Source organism: Sphingomonas sp. PSPC2-2 (assembly GCF_049897725.1).
Taxonomy (GTDB): domain Bacteria; phylum Pseudomonadota; class Alphaproteobacteria; order Sphingomonadales; family Sphingomonadaceae; genus Sphingomonas.
In genome coordinates this window covers 327,498-346,561 of sequence record NZ_JAFCWU010000004.1, presented here as the reverse complement: position 1 = coordinate 346,561, position 19,064 = coordinate 327,498, and the positions used below count along the sequence as shown (strand labels likewise).

General features: G+C 65.0%; 20 protein-coding genes and 1 tRNA gene. 11 read left to right on the top strand and 10 right to left on the bottom strand.

Annotation, left to right across the window (positions count from 1 at the left end; all coding sequences use genetic code 11):
• Positions 1-51: 51 nt before the first annotated feature.
• The 3 genes from purN to ACP7BY_RS09965 are packed head-to-tail and all read left to right on the top strand — an operon-like array spanning position 52 to position 1,594.
• Positions 52-561, top strand: coding sequence for a phosphoribosylglycinamide formyltransferase (gene purN, locus ACP7BY_RS09975; protein ID WP_052192546.1), 510 nt, complete (start codon positions 52-54; stop codon positions 559-561).
• The gene (locus tag ACP7BY_RS09970) at positions 558-935 is read left to right on the top strand and encodes an MmcQ/YjbR family DNA-binding protein (protein WP_033967188.1); all 378 of its coding nucleotides are present in this window, start codon (positions 558-560) and stop codon (positions 933-935) included. Before purN ends, ACP7BY_RS09970 begins: the two co-directional genes overlap by 4 nt.
• The gene (locus ACP7BY_RS09965) at positions 932-1,594 is read left to right on the top strand and encodes a hypothetical protein (protein ID WP_052192543.1); all 663 of its coding nucleotides are present in this window, start codon (positions 932-934) and stop codon (positions 1,592-1,594) included. Before ACP7BY_RS09970 ends, ACP7BY_RS09965 begins: the two co-directional genes overlap by 4 nt.
• On the opposite strand, the gene ACP7BY_RS09960 is transcribed toward ACP7BY_RS09965, so the two are convergent.
• The 4 genes from ACP7BY_RS09960 to ACP7BY_RS09945 all read right to left on the bottom strand — a co-directional run bounded on the left by ACP7BY_RS09960 (position 1,572) and on the right by ACP7BY_RS09945 (position 4,757).
• Positions 1,572-2,102: a GNAT family N-acetyltransferase gene (locus ACP7BY_RS09960; RefSeq protein ID WP_310066437.1), complete on the bottom strand. Its 531-nt coding sequence runs from the start codon at positions 2,100-2,102 to the stop codon at positions 1,572-1,574. The two genes, ACP7BY_RS09965 and ACP7BY_RS09960, sit on opposite strands and share 23 nt — an antisense overlap.
• Positions 2,103-2,122: 20 nt before the next feature.
• The gene (gene ndk, locus ACP7BY_RS09955) at positions 2,123-2,545 is read right to left on the bottom strand and encodes a nucleoside-diphosphate kinase (RefSeq protein WP_033967186.1); all 423 of its coding nucleotides are present in this window, start codon (positions 2,543-2,545) and stop codon (positions 2,123-2,125) included.
• Positions 2,546-2,662: 117 nt separating this feature from the next.
• On the bottom strand, positions 2,663-3,103 hold the full coding sequence (locus tag ACP7BY_RS09950; RefSeq protein ID WP_126847362.1) for a DNA polymerase III subunit chi: 441 nt from the start codon (positions 3,101-3,103) through the stop codon (positions 2,663-2,665).
• 178 nt (positions 3,104-3,281) lie between these two features.
• Entirely contained in the window at positions 3,282-4,757 is a 1,476-nt protein-coding gene (locus ACP7BY_RS09945; protein ID WP_033963773.1) for a leucyl aminopeptidase, read from the bottom strand.
• A gap of 199 nt (positions 4,758-4,956) precedes the next feature.
• On the opposite strand from ACP7BY_RS09945, the gene ACP7BY_RS09940 reads away from it, so the two are divergent.
• The 4 genes from ACP7BY_RS09940 (at position 4,957) to rsmA (ending at position 10,541) form a co-directional block, all read left to right on the top strand.
• Positions 4,957-7,194, top strand: a complete 2,238-nt coding sequence (locus tag ACP7BY_RS09940) for an LPS-assembly protein LptD (protein ID WP_137902330.1) — start codon at positions 4,957-4,959, stop codon at positions 7,192-7,194.
• A 92-nt stretch (positions 7,195-7,286) separates the two neighbouring features.
• Positions 7,287-8,690: a peptidylprolyl isomerase gene (locus ACP7BY_RS09935; protein WP_033963771.1), complete on the top strand. Its 1,404-nt coding sequence runs from the start codon at positions 7,287-7,289 to the stop codon at positions 8,688-8,690.
• Between the two features lie 16 nt (positions 8,691-8,706).
• Positions 8,707-9,702 (top strand): 4-hydroxythreonine-4-phosphate dehydrogenase PdxA, encoded by a 996-nt coding sequence (gene pdxA / locus ACP7BY_RS09930; protein WP_126847353.1) that lies wholly within the window; start codon positions 8,707-8,709, stop codon positions 9,700-9,702.
• Positions 9,699-10,541 (top strand): 16S rRNA (adenine(1518)-N(6)/adenine(1519)-N(6))-dimethyltransferase RsmA, encoded by an 843-nt coding sequence (rsmA, locus tag ACP7BY_RS09925; protein ID WP_137902331.1) that lies wholly within the window; start codon positions 9,699-9,701, stop codon positions 10,539-10,541. The genes pdxA and rsmA overlap by 4 nt, the downstream gene beginning before the upstream one ends.
• A gap of 22 nt (positions 10,542-10,563) precedes the next feature.
• Here rsmA and ACP7BY_RS09920 read toward each other — a convergent pair whose 3' ends face one another.
• The 3 genes from ACP7BY_RS09920 to guaB all read right to left on the bottom strand — a co-directional run bounded on the left by ACP7BY_RS09920 (position 10,564) and on the right by guaB (position 13,858).
• Positions 10,564-11,070 (bottom strand): tetratricopeptide repeat protein, encoded by a 507-nt coding sequence (locus ACP7BY_RS09920; protein WP_081988865.1) that lies wholly within the window; start codon positions 11,068-11,070, stop codon positions 10,564-10,566.
• 34 nt (positions 11,071-11,104) lie between these two features.
• Positions 11,105-12,277, bottom strand: a complete 1,173-nt coding sequence (locus tag ACP7BY_RS09915) for an RsmB/NOP family class I SAM-dependent RNA methyltransferase (protein ID WP_137902332.1) — start codon at positions 12,275-12,277, stop codon at positions 11,105-11,107.
• A gap of 123 nt (positions 12,278-12,400) precedes the next feature.
• Positions 12,401-13,858 carry an IMP dehydrogenase gene (guaB, locus tag ACP7BY_RS09910; protein WP_033963199.1) on the bottom strand — a complete coding sequence of 486 codons (1,458 nt, stop codon included), beginning with the start codon at positions 13,856-13,858 and terminating at the stop codon, positions 12,401-12,403.
• A 350-nt stretch (positions 13,859-14,208) separates the two neighbouring features.
• Here guaB and ACP7BY_RS09905 point away from each other — a divergent pair, with 350 nt between their 5' ends.
• The gene (locus ACP7BY_RS09905) at positions 14,209-15,192 is read left to right on the top strand and encodes a zinc-dependent alcohol dehydrogenase family protein (protein ID WP_033963201.1); all 984 of its coding nucleotides are present in this window, start codon (positions 14,209-14,211) and stop codon (positions 15,190-15,192) included.
• A 26-nt stretch (positions 15,193-15,218) separates the two neighbouring features.
• Here ACP7BY_RS09905 and ACP7BY_RS09900 read toward each other — a convergent pair.
• Both ACP7BY_RS09900 and ACP7BY_RS09895 read right to left on the bottom strand, forming a co-directional pair.
• A tRNA-Ala gene (locus ACP7BY_RS09900) sits at positions 15,219-15,294 on the bottom strand.
• A gap of 127 nt (positions 15,295-15,421) precedes the next feature.
• Complete coding sequence (locus tag ACP7BY_RS09895; RefSeq protein WP_126847345.1) at positions 15,422-15,739, bottom strand: TIGR02300 family protein; 318 nt, start codon at positions 15,737-15,739, stop codon at positions 15,422-15,424.
• A 108-nt stretch (positions 15,740-15,847) separates the two neighbouring features.
• On the opposite strand from ACP7BY_RS09895, the gene aroA reads away from it, so the two are divergent.
• The 3 genes from aroA to ACP7BY_RS09880 are packed head-to-tail and all read left to right on the top strand — an operon-like array spanning position 15,848 to position 18,083.
• Entirely contained in the window at positions 15,848-17,197 is a 1,350-nt protein-coding gene (gene aroA, locus ACP7BY_RS09890; protein WP_137902333.1) for a 3-phosphoshikimate 1-carboxyvinyltransferase, read from the top strand.
• A complete protein-coding gene (locus tag ACP7BY_RS09885; protein WP_171010435.1) occupies positions 17,194-17,442 on the top strand; it encodes a CBU_0592 family membrane protein in 249 nt (82 codons plus the stop codon). Before aroA ends, ACP7BY_RS09885 begins: the two co-directional genes overlap by 4 nt.
• A complete protein-coding gene (locus tag ACP7BY_RS09880; RefSeq protein WP_033963202.1) occupies positions 17,439-18,083 on the top strand; it encodes a (d)CMP kinase in 645 nt (214 codons plus the stop codon). Before ACP7BY_RS09885 ends, ACP7BY_RS09880 begins: the two co-directional genes overlap by 4 nt.
• A 10-nt stretch (positions 18,084-18,093) precedes the next feature.
• Here the strand turns inward: ACP7BY_RS09880 and bla are convergent, their stop codons facing one another.
• Complete coding sequence (bla, locus tag ACP7BY_RS09875) at positions 18,094-19,017, bottom strand: subclass B3 metallo-beta-lactamase (RefSeq protein WP_033963203.1); 924 nt, start codon at positions 19,015-19,017, stop codon at positions 18,094-18,096.
• Positions 19,018-19,064: the final 47 nt, after the last annotated feature.

Here is a 19,064-nt window from a genome sequence, read left to right as displayed (position 1 = left end):
GGAGTCTTGAACCGGAAGGTCGGCATCCTGCTCTCGGGCCGCGGCTCCAACATGATGGCGCTGGTCGAGCACGCACGCAGCTATGACGTCGCTTTGGTCGCCTCGGACAAGCCCGATGCCGCCGGCATCGCCTGGGCGCGCGACCGGGGCCTTGCCACCTTCACCCAATCGCCCAAGGGCATTCCCAAGGCCGACTATGAAGCCGCGATCGACGCTGCGCTCCGCGCCGCCGGGGTCGAGGTGATCGCGCTCGCTGGCTATATGCGCTTGCTGTCCGATGATTTCGTCGCGCGCTGGCGTGGGCGGATCATCAACATCCACCCCTCGCTGCTGCCCAAATATAAGGGCCTCGACACCCATGCCCGCGCGATCGCGGCGGGCGATGCGGTGGCGGGCTGCTCGGTCCATGTCGTCACCGAGGAGCTCGATGGCGGCGAAGTGCTCGGCCAGGCCGAAGTGCCGATCCTCCCCGGCGACACCGCCGACACCCTCGCCGCGCGCGTGCTTGCGGCCGAGCATGGCCTTTACCCCTCGGTTCTGGCAGACTTCGTCACGCGATGAGCCCCGATCCCGACATCCCGCTCGCCAAGGTCCGCGCGCTCGCCCTGGCGCTGCCGGAAACGGTCGAGCGAGCATCGCACGGGTCGCCGGGCTTCCTGATCGAAAAGGGCAAGTTCTTCGCCTATTTCTGGCATAACCATCATGGCGACGGCGAAACCGTGGTGATCGTCAAGACCACTGGCCGCGACGAGCAAGCGATACTGATCGAGCTGGACCCGGAGTGTTATTATAGCCCGCCCTATCTCGGGCCATCTGGCTGGATTGCGATGCGGCTCGATCGCGAAGAGGTCGACTGGGACCGCATTGGCGACCGGATCGCGATCAGTTGGGAATTGGTGGCGCCGCGGCGCTTGCTGGAAGCGGGTGGACGATGAGCGACGACATCACGAAAACCCCGCCCCAGCACGACCCCGCAATCCAGGTCGCGGCGACCGAAGCCGTCGCCAAGGCGGAAGCCGCAGCAACGCGGCGGCGCTGGATCAACCTCGGCGAATTCATCGCCGTCGCAGGCCTGCTGATCGCGGGCGGTAGCCTGTATCTCAATTGGTCGGATCACCGCGCCGACCAGGCCGACAAGCGGGTCGCCGCGGTCAAGGCGCAGCGCGACTCCTCGCGCTTCGACGTGCGCGCGGTGCCCGCGGCCAACGGCACGGCTTTGCTGCTCCAGCATGACGACCGCCACCCGATCCGCGATGCCACCGTTACCTTCCCGAGCGAGCTCGGCATCGGCAGCAAGGATACCGTCGGCGATACGATCGAGCGCGGCTGGTTCGAGCATGAAGTGCTGAAGGCAACCGATGGGGCCATGGAAAAGAAAACCGGCCGCCTGCCCGTCCTCATCGCGCTCACCTATTGGGACGGCGACACCCCGCGCACCACGCGCGGCATCTATGATATTGGCTGGAAGGCAGAGGGCGGCTTCCCGTTCGGCCGTTCGCTCAAGCTGGAAAGTCTGCGGCTGCACGAACTGGGCGGCACGCAAGCCCGGCTCGATGCGGTGTGGGCCAGCGTCAAGCCGAAGCCGAAATCCTGACCGAAAGGTCCAGCGCGTAAATCGGGTCGATGTGCACTTCGCTGCCGACCTGGAATTCGCGCGTGCCGATCACGCGGAAGCCGTGCCGTTCATAGAAAGCACGCGCCCGCGCATTGTGCTCCCACACGCCAAGCAACAGCCGACGCGCGCCCATCCGGGCGGCATCCTCGATGGCACGCGCCATCAGCGCGGCGCCGATGCCGGTCCCATGCGCCTGGCGCAGCGAATAGATGCGGCGCAGCTCGACATCGGTCGGCTCCAGCGCGATCGGAAAATTGGGGGTGGTTAAAACCGCGTACCCGAGCGGCGCATGGCCCGGTTCGATCTCGGCAACGGTCACGATGGTTGCCGGGTCGGCGAGCCAGATCGCAAAGGCCTCGGCGCGATTGTTCTTGAGACAATGCGCGAGCAAATCTGCGCCCTCCAAAGACGGCGCATAGGTATCAAGAAATGTCGCATTGGCGACGAGCGACAGCAGGTCGGCATCCGCCACACCTGCCTGTCGCACGCGCCATTGCATCGGCTGGATCAGCCGACGATTTCTTCGGGCTTGAAGAAATAGGCGATTTCGATCGCCGCATTTTCGTCCGAGTCCGAACCGTGAACGGTGTTGGCTTCGATCGATTCGGCCAGTTCCTTGCGGATCGTGCCCGGCTCGGCATTGGCGGGGTTGGTCGCGCCCATGATGTCGCGGTTGCGCTGCATCGCGTTCTCGCCTTCGAGAACCTGCACGACGACCGGGCCCGAGATCATGAACTCGACCAGCTCACCGAAGAACGGGCGTTCCTTGTGGACGGCGTAGAAGCCTTCGGCCTGCTCGCGCGTCATCTGGATGCGCTTGGAGGCGACGACGCGCAGGCCGGCTTCCTCGAGCATCTTGGTGACGGCACCCGTCAGGTTGCGGCGCGTGGCGTCGGGCTTGATGATCGAAAACGTGCGGTTCGCGGCCATGACCGTGAAGCTCCTGTGTTGATAGGTGGGGGATTTGGAAAGTCGCGTGTCCCTAGTCGCGGGGGCGCGGCAAAGCAAGTCTCTGGGCAAGTCTCTGGGCAAGCCTCTGGGCAACCCTCAGGCCGCTTGCTCCCAACGGCCATTGTCATTTTGCTTCCAATACCGCCGTTCGATCCCGGGACGATCGGTCAGTGCTTTCCACGCCACCCGCGCCGCGCCGATGCGGTCTTCGTCGAAGAAATGGAAAGCGCGGTCGAAGCCCAGCGCTTCCTCGCGCCACAGGCCATCGGCAATCGCGATGTTGCGTGCGGTGTTCGCCGCGACCGGCTGCTCGGCAATCAGGATCGGTTGCGCCGCATCGCCCTCCCCGTCGGCCTGCGCATGCGGCAGGAAACTGTCGGCGGCATAGGTCCACAACAAGCGGTCGAGCGCGGCGCGCTGGTCGACGCTCTCCGCCACCACCAGCAACCGCCCGCCCCCCTCGACCACGCGCTCGGCAATGCGCGGCAGCACGCGGTCGAGCGGCTGGAGCGTCAAATGGTAGAAATCGACTTGCACCTACTCCCCTCCCGCTTGCGAGCTCGGGGTCGACAGCGCCCCGCGCTGTCGAGGATGTGCTGGGGGCACATCCGACCCCGAACTGGGCTGGGGGAGGGAAATCCATCGCTGGCACCCGTTCGACCCGAAACACCGCCCTCCCCTAACCCCTCCCGCACAGCGGGAGGGGAATTGGCGCTCAGCCCTCGAAATTGTCCGCAACGAACCGGTCGAGCAAACGCACGCCATAGCCCGTCGCGCCCTTGTCATAGGTCGCACCCGGCTTGTCCGCCCAAACCATACCGGCAATGTCGAGATGCGCCCATTTCACGCCCGGCTCGACGAAGCGCTGGATGAACTGCGCCGCGGTGATCGACCCCGCCCCGCGCGGGCCGACATTCTTCATGTCGGCGATCGGGCTGTCGATCAGCTTGTTATAGGCATCCGACAACGGGAAGCGCCACAACAGGTCGCCCGAGGCCTTGCCCGCTGCCAGCAACTGGTCTGCCAGCGCATCGTCATTCGCGAAGCAGCCGGCATGTTCGTGGCCGAGGCTTACGATCATCGCGCCGGTCAGCGTGGCGAGATCGACGATCGTCTTGGGGCGGTGCGTGCGCTGCACCCAGGTGATCACGTCGCACAAGACCAGCCGCCCCTCGGCATCGGTGTTGAGCACTTCGATCGTCTGGCCGGACATGGAGGTGAGCACGTCGCCGGGGCGGATCGCGTCGCCATCGGGCATGTTCTCGACCAGGCCGCACACGCCGATGACGTTGGCCTTGGCCTTGCGCCCGGCAATCGCCTTCATCGCGCCAACGACGGCACCCGCGCCGCCCATGTCCCACTTCATGTCTTCCATGCCGGGCCCGGGCTTCAGCGAAATGCCGCCAGTGTCGAAGGTCACGCCCTTGCCGACCAGCGCCAGCGCCGGATCGCCCGCGCCCGCGCCATTCCACTTGAGCGCGAGCAACTGCGCCTGCTTGGCCGAACCCTGCGACACGCCGAGCAAGGAGCCCATGCCCAGTTCGCGCATCTCGGCTTCGCCCAGCACGGTAATCTCAAGGCCCAGCCCCTCGACCTCGGCGCGCACCTTGGCGACGAAGGTTTCGGGATAGATCACGTTTGGCGGCTCGGCCACCAGCGTGCGGGTCAGTTCCAGGCCCTCGGTCAGCGCCTTCTGCTTGCTCCACGCCGCATCGGTGCCCTCAGGCGCGCCGTGCAGCACGATCGTGGCCAGAGTCGGCTTGGATTTTTCGGGCAGCTTGGTGCGATAGATGTCATGCCGCCAGCCGCGCTGTGCGGCAGCCGCCGCGAAACGCGCCGCCGCCTTTGGCGTGGCCCCGGCGCTACCGAAATCGACGCTGACCGTCCGCACGCCGGAAGTCAGCAAGCGCGCGGTCAATGCACCACCGGCCCGCTCATACTCGGCCTCTCCTGCCGCCCCGGTGCCCAGCAACAGGACACGCCGCACGCCACCGGTGCCATCGGCAATAAAAGTTTCGACCACAGCGGCCGCTTCCCCGTCAAACCGGCTCGCCTGCGCTGCCGCCTTCACCAGATCGAGCGCAGTCGCGTCGATCAGCGTTGTCGCGAGACGCGCGAGCCCCTCTTTCTCGACAAGAAGGGCGATGGCGGCACCCGACGCGGGGGCGGCGCTGGAAAAATCGATCTGCATTATGGGGAGGCCTCGGTTACGAAAAAAAATGCGATGAGTCGCGCGTTCTTAGGACAGCGACGCGTCGCTGGCAAAGCGGGGGCACCGAATTCGCCGCAGCACGATTGCAGCAAAGCGGTGTCGATGCGATAGGGCGGGATCGACCAGCGGCAACCGGGGTTCAACCGGGGCCTTCTCGCAACAGGGTGCTTGTTCCGACGTGAAGCGTGCCGTTCTCCTTGCCACTTGTGTGTTTCCCGCTGTGCTGCTCGCCAATCCGGCGTGTGCGCAGGATTTGCAAACGCGTCCGGTAACGCCCCCGCCCCCATCGAGCACGCCGAGCGCGAGCGACGATCAGGTCCAGTTCACCGCGACCAACCTGGAATATGACAGCAAGGAGGACATCGTCACCGCAACGGGCGATGTCCGTATGTACCGCTCCGGCGACCGCCTGCGCGCCGACAAGGTGGTGTGGAACCGAAAGACCGGGAAGGTCCACGCGAGCGGCAACATCGCGGTCGTCAATCCGGGTGGCGATACGGCCTATGGCGATTCGATCGAACTGACCGATGCGCTGAAGGACGGCGTCGTCGACAATATGCTGCTGGTGCTGGAAAAGGGCGGACGCCTGGCGGCACGCAAGGGCACGCGCTCGCTCGATGAAGTCGTCGTGCTGGAGGATGCGGCGTACACGCCGTGCGCGGTGACCGATTCCAGCAACTGCCCGAAAGAGCCGACATGGAAGATCACGGCGGTTCGCGTACTCTATCGCCCCGATCGCGGCCGGATCTATTATACGGGCGCGCGCATCAACCTGTTCGGCTTGCCGACGCTGCCGCTGCCCGCCTTTTCCAATCCTGTCGGCGAAGGCAACAATAGCGGCCTGCTCTCACCCGATTTCCGCTATGGCCGCGTCAATGGCTTTGAATTTGCGCAGCCGTATCACTTCGCGCTGGCCCCCAATAAGGGGCTGACGATCACCCCGCGCTTTTTCAGCGCGGTGCTGCCGATGCTCAAGGCGGAGTATCAGGAACTCAACACGCTCGGTTCCTATTCGATCAAGGCGTACGCCACCGCCAGCCCGCGCAGTGCCGATCTGCTCACCCCGACCGCGCCCGGCACGCCCGATTCGTTTCGCGGCTATCTGGATGGGGTGGCCCGCTTCCAGCTCGATGAGAATTGGAGCGTCAGCGGATCGCTGCGCTTGACCACCGATCGCACCTTCCTGCGTCGCTATGACATTTCGCAGGACGATCGCCTGCGCACCACCGCGAATGTCGAGCGCATCGATACCGACAGCTATTTCTCGATCGCCGGCTGGTACGTCCAGACGATGCGCGTCGGCGATCGCCAGGGCCTGCAACCGATCGCGCTGCCCGAAATCGATTACCGCCACCGTTTTACCGACAGCTTGCTGGGCGGCACGTTCGAACTGCAAGCCAACAGCCTCGCGATTTCGCGTCCGGCGGGCCAGGATACGCAACGCGCCTTTGCCAGCGCGCAGTGGGATCTGCGCAAATTGACGCCCTGGGGCCAGGAGGTGACATTCACAGCGTTCGGTCGCGGCGATGTGTACAATGCCAACGACACGCTGGCCACGACGGTGGCGAGCTATCGCGGCAATGAAGGGATCAGCGCGCGCGCGATCGGCGCATTCGCAATCGACGTGAAGTGGCCGTTCATCGGCACCTTCCTGGGCGGCACGCAGCGCCTGACCCCGCGGTTTCAAGTGGTCGCTTCGCCGCAGACGACCAATCTTGCCGTGCCGAACGAAGATTCCCGGGCAGTCGATCTCGAGGATTCCAACCTGTTCGCCCTGAACCGCTTCCCGGGATACGACCGGTTCGAGGATTCGACTCGCTTCACTTATGGGGTCGATTGGTCGGCCGATCTTCCCGGTTTTTCGATTTCGACCAATATCGGTCAGAGCTATCGCCTGAACAATCGCGAAACGCTGTTTCCCGATGGGACGGGGCTTTCGGGCCGGGTCTCCGACATCGTCGGGCGCACGGAAATTCGCTATCGTGATTTCGTCTCGATCACGCATCGCTATCGCCTCGACAAGGGCAATCTGGCGATTCGCCGGAACGAAGTGGACGCAAGGGTCGGCTCGCGCAGCACCTATGTTCTCATCGGCTACCTCCGGCTCAATCGCAACATCGACCCGACGCTGGAGGATCTGCGCGACCGCGAGGAAGTGCGCTTGGGCGCACGCGTGCAGGTCACCAAATTCTGGTCGGTCTTCGGATCGACCGTGATCGACCTCACCGACCGCAACGAAGATCCGCTGTCGCTGGCCAACGGTTTCGATCCGGTCCGGCACCGCTTGGGTTTCCAATATGAGGACGATTGCCTCCGCCTGGGGGTGACGTGGAAGCGCGATTATCAGGACACCGGCGACGCGCGTGCCGGCAACAGCTTCCTGTTGACGCTGGCATTCAAAAATCTTGGCCGCTAAGCACTGGTTCAGGCGGCCTGTTGCACGGCCTTTTCCAAGGGCTCGTTGGGCTGAGCAGAAACGCAGACCGCGCGGGATGGGATTTTAACTACGTGAAGACTGATATCACCAAGAAGACCGGCGCAACCACCACCGGCCTCGGTTCGCTCGGCCGCCGTTTGGCGCTCGGTGCGGCACTCGTCGCGCTTGTTTCGAGCAGCGGCGGTTCGATCGCTCAGACCGTACCCGATGATGCGACGCCCGCCGTGGGGCTCGACATTCCGAAGAACCTGCAGATTTTCGGCAAGGTCGATCCAAACGTTCGCAAGCCGACTGCGATCGTCAACGGGGCGGTCATCACCGGCACCGATATCGACCAGCGCGTCGCCTTGCTGGTGGCGGCGCGCGACCTGAAGCTGTCGCCCGAGGAAATGGCGCAGTACAAATTGCTGACCGCGCGCCAGTTGATCGACGAAACGTTGCAGATCCAGCAGGCCAAGACCGCCGAGGTCAAGATCGCGCCCGATGAGGTCAACAAGAGCTATGAGACCGTCGCGCGCAACTTCGGCAAATCCGTCGCCGAAATGCGGGCCTATCTGCGCGGTATCGGTTCCTCGGAGCGGTCACTCAAGCGCCAGATCGAAGCCGAGCTTTCGTGGAACCGCTATTTGCGGCGCAAGGTCGACATCAATGTCGGCGACGAAGAGGTCAACGCCATCATCGAGAAGCTGAAGAAGCAGCAGGGCACGACCGAATATCACGTGCGTGAAATCTACCTGAAGGCAGATCCGGATCGCGCGCAGGAAGTGTTCAACCAGGCGCAACAGATTATCGGTTCGATCCAGAAGCGCGAAAAGGGCGAGGACACGTTCGGCTATTATGCGCGCCTGTCCGACGCCACCACGCGTGCGACCGACGGCGATCTCGACTGGTTGAGCGAAACGCAGTTGGCGCAATTGCCGCCGACGCTGGTCGAGGCGATCAAGTCGATGACGCCCGAGCATCTGGCTGGCCCGATCGAGGTGCCGGGCGGTTTCTCGATCATCTACCTGGTCGACACGCGCAAGGTCGGCGTCGCCGATCCGATGGACGCCAAGCTGACGCTCAAGCAGCTCAGCGTGCGCTTTGCCGAAGGCACGACGCAGGCCCAGGCCGATGCGCGCGTTACCGAGTTCGCCAAGCTGAGCCAGACGATTCACGGTTGCGGTGAAGTCGCCAAGGTTGCGACCGCGCTCGGTGCCGACGTGGTCGACAATGATTCGGTGCGGATCAAGGATCTGCCGGGACCGCTGCGCGAGATCATGCTGAAACTGCAGGTCGGCGAATCGACCCCGCCCTTCGGGTCGGCGAAGGACGGCATCCGTTCGCTGGTGCTGTGCGGGCGCGACGAAGCGACTGGGCCGCGCATTCCCGGCGTCGAGCAGGTCCGAACTTCGATGGAAAATTCACGCGTGAACCTGCGCGCGAACCAGTTGCTCCGCGATTTGCGACGCGACGCGATCATCGAATATCGCTGACCGGGGAGAAAACGCCATGCTCGCGCCGCTCGCCATATCGATGGGGGATCCGGCCGGGATCGGCCCCGAAATCATCGCCAAAGCCTGGGCGCAGCGCGTTGCGGAGGGATTGCCGCCGTTCTTTGCCACGGGCGATGCCAGGGCGATCGCGGCGGTGTGGGATGGACCGGTAGAGCCGATCTCGCACCCGGAAGATACCAACCGCGTGTTCGAGACTGCGTTGCCGGTGCTGACGGTCGAGGATGGCGGCGAGATCATGCCCGGCATTCCCGATGTCGAGGGTGCACGCTGTGCGCTGCGCGCGCTGGAGCTCGCGGCGGGCCTGGTGCGTTCCGGTGCCGCGCGCGCATTGGTGACAGGGCCGGTGTCGAAGGCGCAACTCTATAAAATCGGGTTCAATCATCCCGGTCAGACCGAGTTCGTGGCCGAACGTTGCGGCATAGCGGGCGAGAATGCGGTGATGATGCTGGCTGGCCCTGACTTGCGCGTCGTTCCGATCACCACCCACGTTCCGCTTGCTGCAGTGAGCGGATTGTTGTCGATCGAACTGCTCGTATCGAAAGCGCGCGCGACAGCGCGCGGGCTGATGCGCAATTTCGGGATCCTCAAGCCTCGCATCGTCTTTGCCGGCTTCAACCCCCATGCCGGGGAAAGCGGTGCGATCGGTCGCGAGGAGATCGACCTGATCGCCCCCGCGATCGAGATCCTGCAAAGCGAAGGGATCGACGCGACCGGGCCCTTTGCTGCCGACACGATGTTCCACGCCCGCGCCCGCGCAACCTATGACGCGGCGATGTGCTGCTATCACGATCAGGCGCTGATCCCGATCAAGACGCTGTATTTCGACTCGGGCGTGAACATCACGCTCGGCTTGCCGATCGTGCGCACATCGCCCGATCACGGGACTGCGTTCAACATTGCCGGCAAGAACATTGCCGAGCCCGGCGCGACGATCGCCGCGATCCGGCTGGCGGGCGAGGCAGCCGAGCGCCGCGCTGCCGCCGACGCGTGAGCCAGCCCGCTTCGGTGCCCCCGCGCCCCGACCTTCCACCACTGCGCGACGTTATTGCACGCTACGGTCTGAATGCGAGCAAGGCGCTTGGGCAGAATTTCCTGCTCGATGCGCAATTGCTGGCGCGGATCGCACGGATTCCCGGCGACTTGAACGACGCCGAAGTGCTGGAGATTGGCCCCGGCCCCGGCGGCTTGACCCGCGCCTTGCTGGCGGCGGGTGCTCGCGTCACGGCGATCGAACGCGATCATCGCTGTATCCCCGCGCTGGCTGAACTGGGCGAGGCGTTTCCCGGCAAGCTGCGCGTGATCGAGGGCGATGCGCTGGAGATCGACGCCGCATCGCTGTTCGAGGGCAAGCCGCACATCGCCTCCAACCTGCCTTATAATATCGGCACGGCGTTGCTGGTACGCTGGCTGTCGGCGGAGTGGGCTCCGTGGTGGCAAAGCCTGACCTTGATGTTCCAGCGCGAGGTGGCCGACCGCATCGTCGCGCCAACCGACGGCGAGGCGTATGGGCGGCTTGCGGTGCTCGCGCAGTGGCGGTCGCGTGCCACGCTGGCGATGCCGGTTCACCGCTCGGCTTTCACCCCACCGCCCAAGGTGATGTCGGCGGTGGTGCATATCGTGCCCGCAGACGCGCCTGAGGGCGTGCGCTTCGCGACGCTGGAGCGGCTGACGGCCGCTGCGTTCGGGCAGCGTCGCAAGATGCTCCGGCAAAGCCTCAAAGGCGTTACTGGTGCGCTTGAGGCGCTGGAGCGGGTTGGCATCGACCCAACGCGGCGCGCCGAGACCGTCAGCGTCACCGAGTTCGTCGCCTTGGCGCGCGCGCTGGGCTAGTCGCTCCTCCCCGTTCCGGGGTTCAGTCTTTCTTGGGAGCTGCCGCCGGTGCCGCTGCTGCGGCCGTTACGATGGGTGGCCCCTTCGCGATCGATGCCGTCAGCGCGGCTACCTCGGGACAAGGCCGCTTGCCACACACCGTCTTGATCCGCGCGAGATTTTCGCGCGCGCGCGCGACTGCGCCTTTGGCGACCAGCGCCTCGCCCTGTCCGCTCAAGGCAACGACGTCATTGGGATCAAGCGATAACGCCTCGCGATACAAGCGGATCGCCTTGCCCGGCAGGCCGCGTGTCTTGGCCACTTCCGCGAGCGTCACGAACGCACCGCGATTGCGCGGATCGACCGCAAGCGCGCTTTCCAGCGTGTCGGTCGCGGCGTCGAGATTGCCCGCCGCCTGCAGCGCCCGACCGCGCGCGAGCAGCGCCATCGACCGCCCGTCGATCGTATCCTCACCGCGTTGTCCCTGCACCGCAGTCGCAACGGTGAGCAGCGTCAGCGCAGCGGCGACGGCGACAGACGTATAACGCATGAGATACTCCAGCTTTGGCACGACGACAGAGCTATCACGCGTGTTGCAATCGCGCGACAAAAAACCCGTCGGTCGCATCGTGTGCCGGAGTCAGCCGCGTGCCCGCGCCATGCGCGCGTCCTGCTCCCAGATCGAGCGACTGCGCGCGCCACCCCGGATTGGCCGCGAGGAATGCCGCGACTTGCCCAGCCCCTTCTTCGTCGAGCAGCGAACAGACGATGTAGACGAGGGTGCCGCCCGGCTTGACCAGCGTCGCGCCGACTTCGAGGACATGGCGCTGCGTTTCGACCAGCCGCTCGATCCTGTCCGGGGTCAGCCGCCAGCGCGCCTCGGGATTGCGCCGCCACGTGCCGGTGCCCGAACAGGGGGCATCGATCAGCACGCAATCGGCGCTGCCGAGCCAATCGTCGAGCATCTCGACTTCGCGTCCGGGATTGAGCCGCCGCGTTTCGATGATCCCGGCGCGCGCGCGTTCCGCCCGCGGGGCAAGGCGGGAGAGGCGGGCGCGATCAGTATCGGTGGCGAGCAGGGCCCCCTGCCCGCCCATCGCCGCCGCAAGCGCCAGCGTCTTGCCGCCTGCGCCTGCACACAGATCGACGATACGCTGGCCCGGCTGGGCCCGCGCAGCGAGCGTGACGAACTGGCTGCCTGCATCCTGCACTTCGATCGCACCATGATTGTAGGCCGGGAGTTGTTCGACCTGCGTGCCAGAGGGCAGACGCAACCCGTTTGGCAACCCGGCAATCGGCTCGGCTCCCTCAATCTCGATCACTTCGTCGATCACGCGGTTGATCCGCGCATCGAGCGGCGCGCGGTCGATCAGGGCCGGAAATTCGGAATCATCCAGCCCCGATTGGCGCAAGCGATCGAGGATCCAGTTGGGCGCGATGCCGGTCTTGGCCGGGGTTTCGCTCGGTCCGATCACTGCCGGGCCGTGGCCGACGCCGTCAAAGGTCGCGGCAAGTTCCGGGTCCGCCTTGGCCAGCGCCAGCAACGCCGCGCGGCCCGAGGCCGGACGTTCGCCGAGTGCCCGGATCGCGGCATAGACCAATTCGCGCACCGCGCGCCGGTCCTTCGATCCAGCATAACGCCGCGTCGCAAAGTAGCGCGCGACGATCGTATCCGCCGCCGCCCCCGAATCGCGTGCGCCCGCGATGATCTGGTCGAGCAGTTCGATCGCGGCTTGGGTGCGGGCAGATGGGGTCATGGCATCTTTCTCCCTCTCCCCTTCAGGGGAGAGGGTCGGGGAGAGGGGGACGCAACGGGAAGGCGGCGCAACATTGCCCCTCTCCCCAGCCCTCTCCCCGCAAGCGGGGAGAGGGAGATGCAGTTAGCGCGTCGGGTAATTCGGTGCTTCGCGCGTAATATCGACGTCGTGGACGTGGCTTTCCTTCAACCCCGCACCCGTAATCTGCACGAAGCGCGCGCGCTCCTGCAGGTCCTTGAGCGTGGCCGAGCCGGTATAGCCCATCGCCGCGCGAATCCCGCCGACGAGCTGATGGATCACGTCCTTGGCCGGGCCCTTGAACGCCACCTGGCCCTCAATGCCCTCGGGCACCAGCTTCATCTGGTCCTTGATGTCGCCCTGGAAATAGCGATCAGCCGATCCGCGACCCATCGCGCCGACCGAACCCATGCCGCGATACGATTTGTACGCGCGCCCCTGATACAGGAAGGTCTCTCCCGGCGCTTCCTCGGTGCCCGCCAGCAGCGACCCGATCATGCACGCCGAAGCACCCGCCGCCAGCGCCTTGGCGAGGTCGCCCGAGGTCCGCAGGCCCCCGTCGGCGATCACCGGCACGCCCGCCTTCAGGCCGATTTCGGCGCAATCCATCACTGCCGTCAATTGCGGCACGCCGACGCCTGCGACCACGCGCGTGGTGCAGATCGAGCCCGGCCCGATGCCGACCTTGATGCCATCCGCGCCCGCATCGATCAGCGCGCGCGTTGCCTCGGCGGTGGCGACGTTGCCCGCAATCACCTGCACCGAATTGCTGAGCTTCTTCACCCGCTCGACCGCGCGCGCAACGTCGCGATTATGGCCATGCGCGGTGTCGATCACCACCAGATCGAGTTCGGCATCGACCAGCGCCTCGGTGCGGGCAAACCCCTTGTCGCCCACCGTCGTTGCGGCGGCGACGCGCAAGCGCCCGGCAGCATCCTTGGTAGCGTTGGGATAGGTGACAGCTTTCTCGATATCCTTGACGGTGATCAGGCCAACGCAGCGATATTGCTCGTCCACCACCAACAGCTTCTCGATCCGGCGCTGATGGAGCAGACGGCGCGCCTCTTCCTTGCCGACGCCGGTCGAGACGGTCGCGAGATTCTCGTGGGTCATCAGCTCCGACACCGGCTGATGCGGGTTTTCGGCAAAGCGCACGTCGCGATTGGTAAGGATGCCGACGAGTTTGCCATCGGCCTCGACCACCGGGATACCGCTGATGCGGTTGCGCACCATCAAAGCCTGCGCCTCGGCGAGCGTCGCACCGGGCGCGATCGTGATCGGGTTGACGACCATGCCGCTTTCGAAGCGCTTGACCGCTCGCACTGCGGCGACTTGTTCGTCAATCTCGAGATTGCGATGCAGCACACCGATGCCGCCCAATTGCGCCATCACAATCGCCATGTCCGCCTCGGTCACGGTGTCCATTGCAGACGACAGGATCGGGATATCGAGCGCGATACCCTTGGTCACGTGCGTCGCGGTGTTGGTCTGGCTCGGTACGATGTCGGATTCCGCCGGCACCAGCAGGACATCGTCGAAGGTTAAGCCGAGTCGAATGTCCATGGGATGCCGTGTCCTGCGCGTAGTGGGGAGCGAGTCGTGGCGGTCCATGTAAACGCCGACCCGCCGATACGCTAGGGGTGTGGAAGAACGTCTTGCGACTGACCTGGCCTGCGTACCCCATCCCGGTCGAGCGGCGGCCGCGTATCGCTGACCGGCACCGGCGCCGTCCCGCGCAGCCAACGGCACCGGGCTGAATGATCGCCGAACGGCCCTTACAGGTGGAAACCTGCGTAATATCCGAACCTCCCGACGGTCGCGTAGCCCGCTATCATCGGAGTTCCCTGCTCAACGATCGTGAACCTGCGTCTGTCAGGGCAGAACCAAGGCACCCGTGCGAGGAGTTTCGGACCATGAAGGCGATGGTATTGAACCGCGCGGGAACGCCGCTTGAGTGGACCGAGCTGCCCGATCGTGCACCCGGCCCCGGCGAAGTCGGGGTGAAGGTGCTTGCCTGCGGGGTTTGCCGCACCGACTTGCACGTTGTCGATGGCGAATTGCCCGACCCGAAATCGCCGATCATTCCCGGTCATGAGATCGTCGGTCGCGTCGACGCGATCGGTGCGGGCGTCGCAGACTTAGAAATAGGGGATCGGGTCGGCATCCCCTGGCTCGGCCACACTTGCGGCGTGTGCCTATATTGCCGGGAGCAGCGGGAAAATCTGTGCGATGCGCCACAATTCACGGGGTATACCCGGGATGGTGGGTTTGCGACCTCGGTGATCGCCGACGCACGCTTTGCTTTCCCGCTTGGAGAATCCGGTAGCGACGTGTCGCTGGCACCGCTTCTTTGCGCCGGGTTGATCGGCTGGCGGTCGCTTAAGATCGCGGGCGACGGCAAGCGGTTGGGAATTTACGGTTTTGGTGCGGCAGGCCATATCGTCGCGCAAGTCGCAAAATGGCAGGGACGTGCGGTCTTCGCCTTCACGCGACCGGGCGACACACGAACGCAGGACTTTGCGCGAAGCCTGGGCGTGATTTGGGCGGGCGGGTCCGACGAAAGTCCGCCCGAACAGCTGGACGCCGCGATCATCTACGCGACGGCAGGTGATCTCGTTCCGATGGCGCTAAAGGCGGTCCGCAAGGGCGGGCGCGTGGTGTGCGCCGGGATTCATATGAGCGATATCCCGAGCTTCCCCTACGAAGCTCTCTGGGAAGAACGCCAACTCGTGTCGGTCGCCAATCTCACGCGGCAGGATGGAATCGATTTCCTCGGCCTTGTCCCCAAAATCGGGATCGCCGTAAAGACCACGGTCTACTCGCTCCAAAACGCCAATACGGCGTTGGACGATTTGCGGCATGGCCGGTTCGATGGTGCCGCGGTTTTGGTCCCGTGACACATCATCCGGATTTACAGGAAAAATGGTGGAGCCGAGGGGGATCGAACCCCTGACCTCTGCAATGCCATTGCAGCGCTCTCCCAGCTGAGCTACGGCCCCATCGCGTTTTCGAAGGTCCGTAAAACCGGACCTTCAGCGGGAAGGCGTCGCCCCTACCGAGGCGGCGCGCCCTTGGCAAGCGGCCAATGTGCCGCTTGCCAAAAAAATCATCGATTACGCCTGGAAATCAATGATCGTCGTCACTGGTCGGCGCTTCCACGCCGAGATCGTCATCACCGCCGAGATCGACCTCGTCGTCGGGCGAGGGCTCCTCGTCTTCACCGGTGTCCAGATCCTCGTCGTCACCGGCGAGATCGTCGTCCTTCTTGATCAGCTCCGGCTTGGCCTGCTCGAACGGCAGCGGCTGCTTCGACTTCAGGATCGGCTCGGGCTCCCAATGTGCGCCGCAGTTGATGCACGTGACGGGATCGTCCTTGCCCAGGTCATAAAAACGGGTGGCGCATTTCGGGCACGTACGCTTCGTGCCCCATTCCGGCTGGATCATATGCCGAGTTGACCTTCTTCAAGATGATAATGAGATCTTGCGACCGCGACGCCGCAAAGTGGGGCGCGCCTTGCCATAGCGCAAGCGCACTGTCAAAGCGCGGGGCCGATGGCACATCCTACTCCCGCTCCGCTTGAAGTCCAACCCTCTGGTCCGCTCACCGGTCGCGTTCGCGTTCCGGGCGACAAGTCGATCAGTCACCGCTCGCTGATGTTTTCGGCGCTCGCGGTCGGCACCAGCCGGGTGACCGGCTTGCTGGAAGGCGAGGACGTCCTCGCCACCGCCGCCGCCTTGCGCGCAATGGGCGCGAGCATCGTCCGGGGTGATGACGGCGTGTGGACGATCGACGGCGTCGGCGTCGGCGGCTTGCTGCAACCGGCGAACGCGCTCGACATGGGCAATTCCGGAACCTCGACGCGGCTGCTGATGGGGCTGGTCGCCAGCCATCCAATCATCGCCACCTTTATTGGCGATGCCTCCTTGTCCAAGCGTCCGATGGGCCGCGTGATCACGCCGCTGTCGCAAATGGGCGCGGAGTTCACGTCGAGCCCCGGCGGACGGCTGCCGCTGATGCTGCGCGGGATCTGCCCCGCCATTCCAATCACCTACACCCTGCCCGTCGCCTCGGCGCAAGTGAAGTCGGCGGTGTTGCTGGCCGGGCTCAACACGCCGGGGATCACCCGCGTGATCGAACCGGTGGCGACCCGCGACCATAGCGAGCGGATGCTGCGCGGCTTCGGCGCGAAGGTGACGGTCGAGCCATCACCGCAAGGTCGGATTATCGCGATCACGGGGGAGGCTGAACTGCTTCCTCAGGAGATCGTCGTGCCCGGCGACCCCTCCTCCGCCGCCTTCCTGGTCGTCGCGGCGACGATCGTGCCAGGGTCGGACATCGTCGTCGAAAATGTCGGCCTCAACCCCACCCGCGCGGGCCTCTTCACGGCGCTCCGCATGATGGGTGCCAGCATCGAGGAACTCGACCGGCGCGAGGTTGGTGGCGAACCCGTCGCCGATTTGCGCGTGCGCCATGCCGCACTCACCGGCATCGAAATCCCGCCCGATCTCGCCCCGAGCATGATCGATGAATATCCTGTGCTGTTCGTCGCCGCCGCCTTCGCTTCCGGGCGGACGATCGCGCGCGGGGCCGACGAACTCCGCGTCAAGGAATCGGACCGCATCGCCGCAATGGCCGCAGCGCTCGGCGTGATCGGCGCGCGCGTCGAAGAGGTCGAGGATGGCATGATCATCGACGGCAGCGGCGGCGATCCCCTCCCCGGCGGGGGCACGGTGGCGACCTTGCTTGATCACCGTATCGCGATGAGCATGGCGGTGGCAGCGCTCCATTGCCGCAAAACCAACGCCGGTGCCGCGCTGACGCTCGACGATGCCAGCCCGGTCGCGACCAGTTACCCCGCGTTCTTCTCGCAGATCCGGCAATTGCAGGGCGACGCCCGGTGATCGATTCGCATGCGGCCGATATCATCGGCTTTGTCGGTGCCCTGACCATTCTCGCCGGGTTCGCGTATCAAACGCTGCGAAATGCCGCGCCCAACCTTCTGTCGAATGGTCTGAACTTTCTCGGCGCATCGCTGCTGGCGATATCGTTGATGGTCAACTACAACCTCCCCGCGCTCGCCCTCGAATTGGCCTGGGCGGTGATCGCGCTCCTTGGATTGGTTCGCATTTTGAGTTTTCGCCGATGATTATTGCTGTCGATGGACCCGCCGCGTCCGGCAAGGGCACGATCGCGCGCGCGCTCGCCCAGCATTATGGCCTGCCGCATCTCGACACCGGGCTGCTCTATCGTGCGGTCGCGGCGAATGTAGAGCGGTTGGAACTGGACGGTTCGATCGAGGCCGACGCTGTCGCCGCGTGCGATTTTGACGATGCCCTGCTCGACGATCCGATCCTGCGCACCGACGCGATCGGTTCGCTCGCCTCGATCGTGTCGGCGCATCCGCTGGTGCGCGCGGCATTGTTTCACCGGCAAAAGCGTTCCGCCTATCAACCCGGCGGCGCAGTGCTCGACGGGCGCGACATCGGCACGGTGATCGCCCCCGATGCCGACGCCAAGCTCTTCATCCGCGCGACGCCCAATATCCGCGCCAAGCGCCGCCATGCCGAGCTGCGCGCGCACGGTTCGACGATCAGCCTCGACAAGGTGCTGGCCGACATTCGCGCGCGCGACCTGCGCGATTCGACACGGTCCAACGCCCCGCTGGTTCCCGCCAACGACGCGGCCTTGCTCGACACCAGCTTCCTCTCGATCGAAGCCAGCGTGCAGCGCGCGATCGCGATCGTTGACGCCAGGCTTCAGGCGAAATCTGCTCAGGCTGAAGGATAGTCCCTCGCGCTCACTGCGGGTCGGCGGGCTTCGCTTCCCTGGCCAGCCGGGCGTCGAGGATGCTCGTGTAGCTGGCACTCAGTTTTCGGCAGGCGGCGGGATCTATGAACGGATTGGGCGTCGGGTGTCGCTCGAACTGCGCAAACGTCACATCCCCGCCGGAATTGTCCGGATGCGCGGTGAACAGAATATCGCACGGCAATGCGCCGACCCGGGCAATCGTCTGCCGGAACGTGGCGACGATGGCGCGGTGCGCCGGATCCGAGAAACGGTAGCCGTCCACCGATACCGGGTTGATGCTGGAGGCGAACACTATGTTCAGGCAGCGCCCAGCCTCGCAGGACCGCCACCGCCAACTCGTGCTTCCGGCGGCATGGCCGGGCGTGGCCACTGCGGTGACGTCGACTTTCCCCAGCCGGACTGCCTCGCCATCCTTCACCACTCGCAACGGGCCGGTAACGGCAGGAAGATTGGGTAATTGCCCGAATTGCGGGTCATCGGCATCGCTATGCCCCTGCCGAAGCGTTTTGGCGGCCGGCGCGCTGGCTATTATTGTCGCGCCGCTATCACGCGCAAGCGCGGCCAGCCCGCCGGCATGGTCATAATGCGGCTCGGTGCTGAGGATGAATTTCACGTCGCGCAGCTTGAAACCGAGCGTGCGAATATTGGCTTCGACCGCCGCGACCGATTGCGGGAGCGCCGCATCGATCAGGATCAGCCCCGCCCCGGTATCGATCAGCGCGACGTTCATCTTGCGGAAGCCGACCAGATAGGTGTTGCCGTAGATGCGCGTGGGTGGTTGTAGTGCCAGCCAGCGCGCGGCGTAGTCGGCGGCGATCGGCCGGGTCAGCGGATCGTCGACGGCCTGCGCCACGGCGCTGCCGCCGATCATCAATAACGTGCCTATTGCAATCGCCGATCGATAATGCCGCATATCGCTCCCCTGTCTCTCCCGCATTGGTATAGCCAACGGCACCGTGC

Excerpts from the sequence above, each read along its gene's own strand:
- purN (WP_052192546.1), top strand. The coding sequence starts at position 52 with ATGATGGCGCTGGTCGAGCACGCACGCAGCTATGACGTCGCTTTGGTC.
- ACP7BY_RS09970 (WP_033967188.1), top strand. The coding sequence starts at position 558 with ATGAGCCCCGATCCCGACATCCCGCTCGCCAAGGTCCGCGCGCTCGCC.
- ACP7BY_RS09965 (WP_052192543.1), top strand. The coding sequence starts at position 932 with ATGAGCGACGACATCACGAAAACCCCGCCCCAGCACGACCCCGCAATC.
- ndk (WP_033967186.1), bottom strand. The coding sequence starts at position 2,545 with ATGGCCGCGAACCGCACGTTTTCGATCATCAAGCCCGACGCCACGCGC.
- ACP7BY_RS09945 (WP_033963773.1), bottom strand. The coding sequence starts at position 4,757 with ATGCAGATCGATTTTTCCAGCGCCGCCCCCGCGTCGGGTGCCGCCATC.
- pdxA (WP_126847353.1), top strand. The coding sequence starts at position 8,707 with ATGCTCGCGCCGCTCGCCATATCGATGGGGGATCCGGCCGGGATCGGC.
- ACP7BY_RS09920 (WP_081988865.1), bottom strand. The coding sequence starts at position 11,070 with ATGCGTTATACGTCTGTCGCCGTCGCCGCTGCGCTGACGCTGCTCACC.
- ACP7BY_RS09915 (WP_137902332.1), bottom strand. The coding sequence starts at position 12,277 with ATGACCCCATCTGCCCGCACCCAAGCCGCGATCGAACTGCTCGACCAG.
- guaB (WP_033963199.1), bottom strand. The coding sequence starts at position 13,858 with ATGGACATTCGACTCGGCTTAACCTTCGACGATGTCCTGCTGGTGCCG.
- ACP7BY_RS09905 (WP_033963201.1), top strand. The coding sequence starts at position 14,209 with ATGAAGGCGATGGTATTGAACCGCGCGGGAACGCCGCTTGAGTGGACC.
- ACP7BY_RS09895 (WP_126847345.1), bottom strand. The coding sequence starts at position 15,739 with ATGATCCAGCCGGAATGGGGCACGAAGCGTACGTGCCCGAAATGCGCC.
- aroA (WP_137902333.1), top strand. The coding sequence starts at position 15,848 with ATGGCACATCCTACTCCCGCTCCGCTTGAAGTCCAACCCTCTGGTCCG.
- ACP7BY_RS09880 (WP_033963202.1), top strand. The coding sequence starts at position 17,439 with ATGATTATTGCTGTCGATGGACCCGCCGCGTCCGGCAAGGGCACGATC.
- bla (WP_033963203.1), bottom strand. The coding sequence starts at position 19,017 with ATGCGGCATTATCGATCGGCGATTGCAATAGGCACGTTATTGATGATC.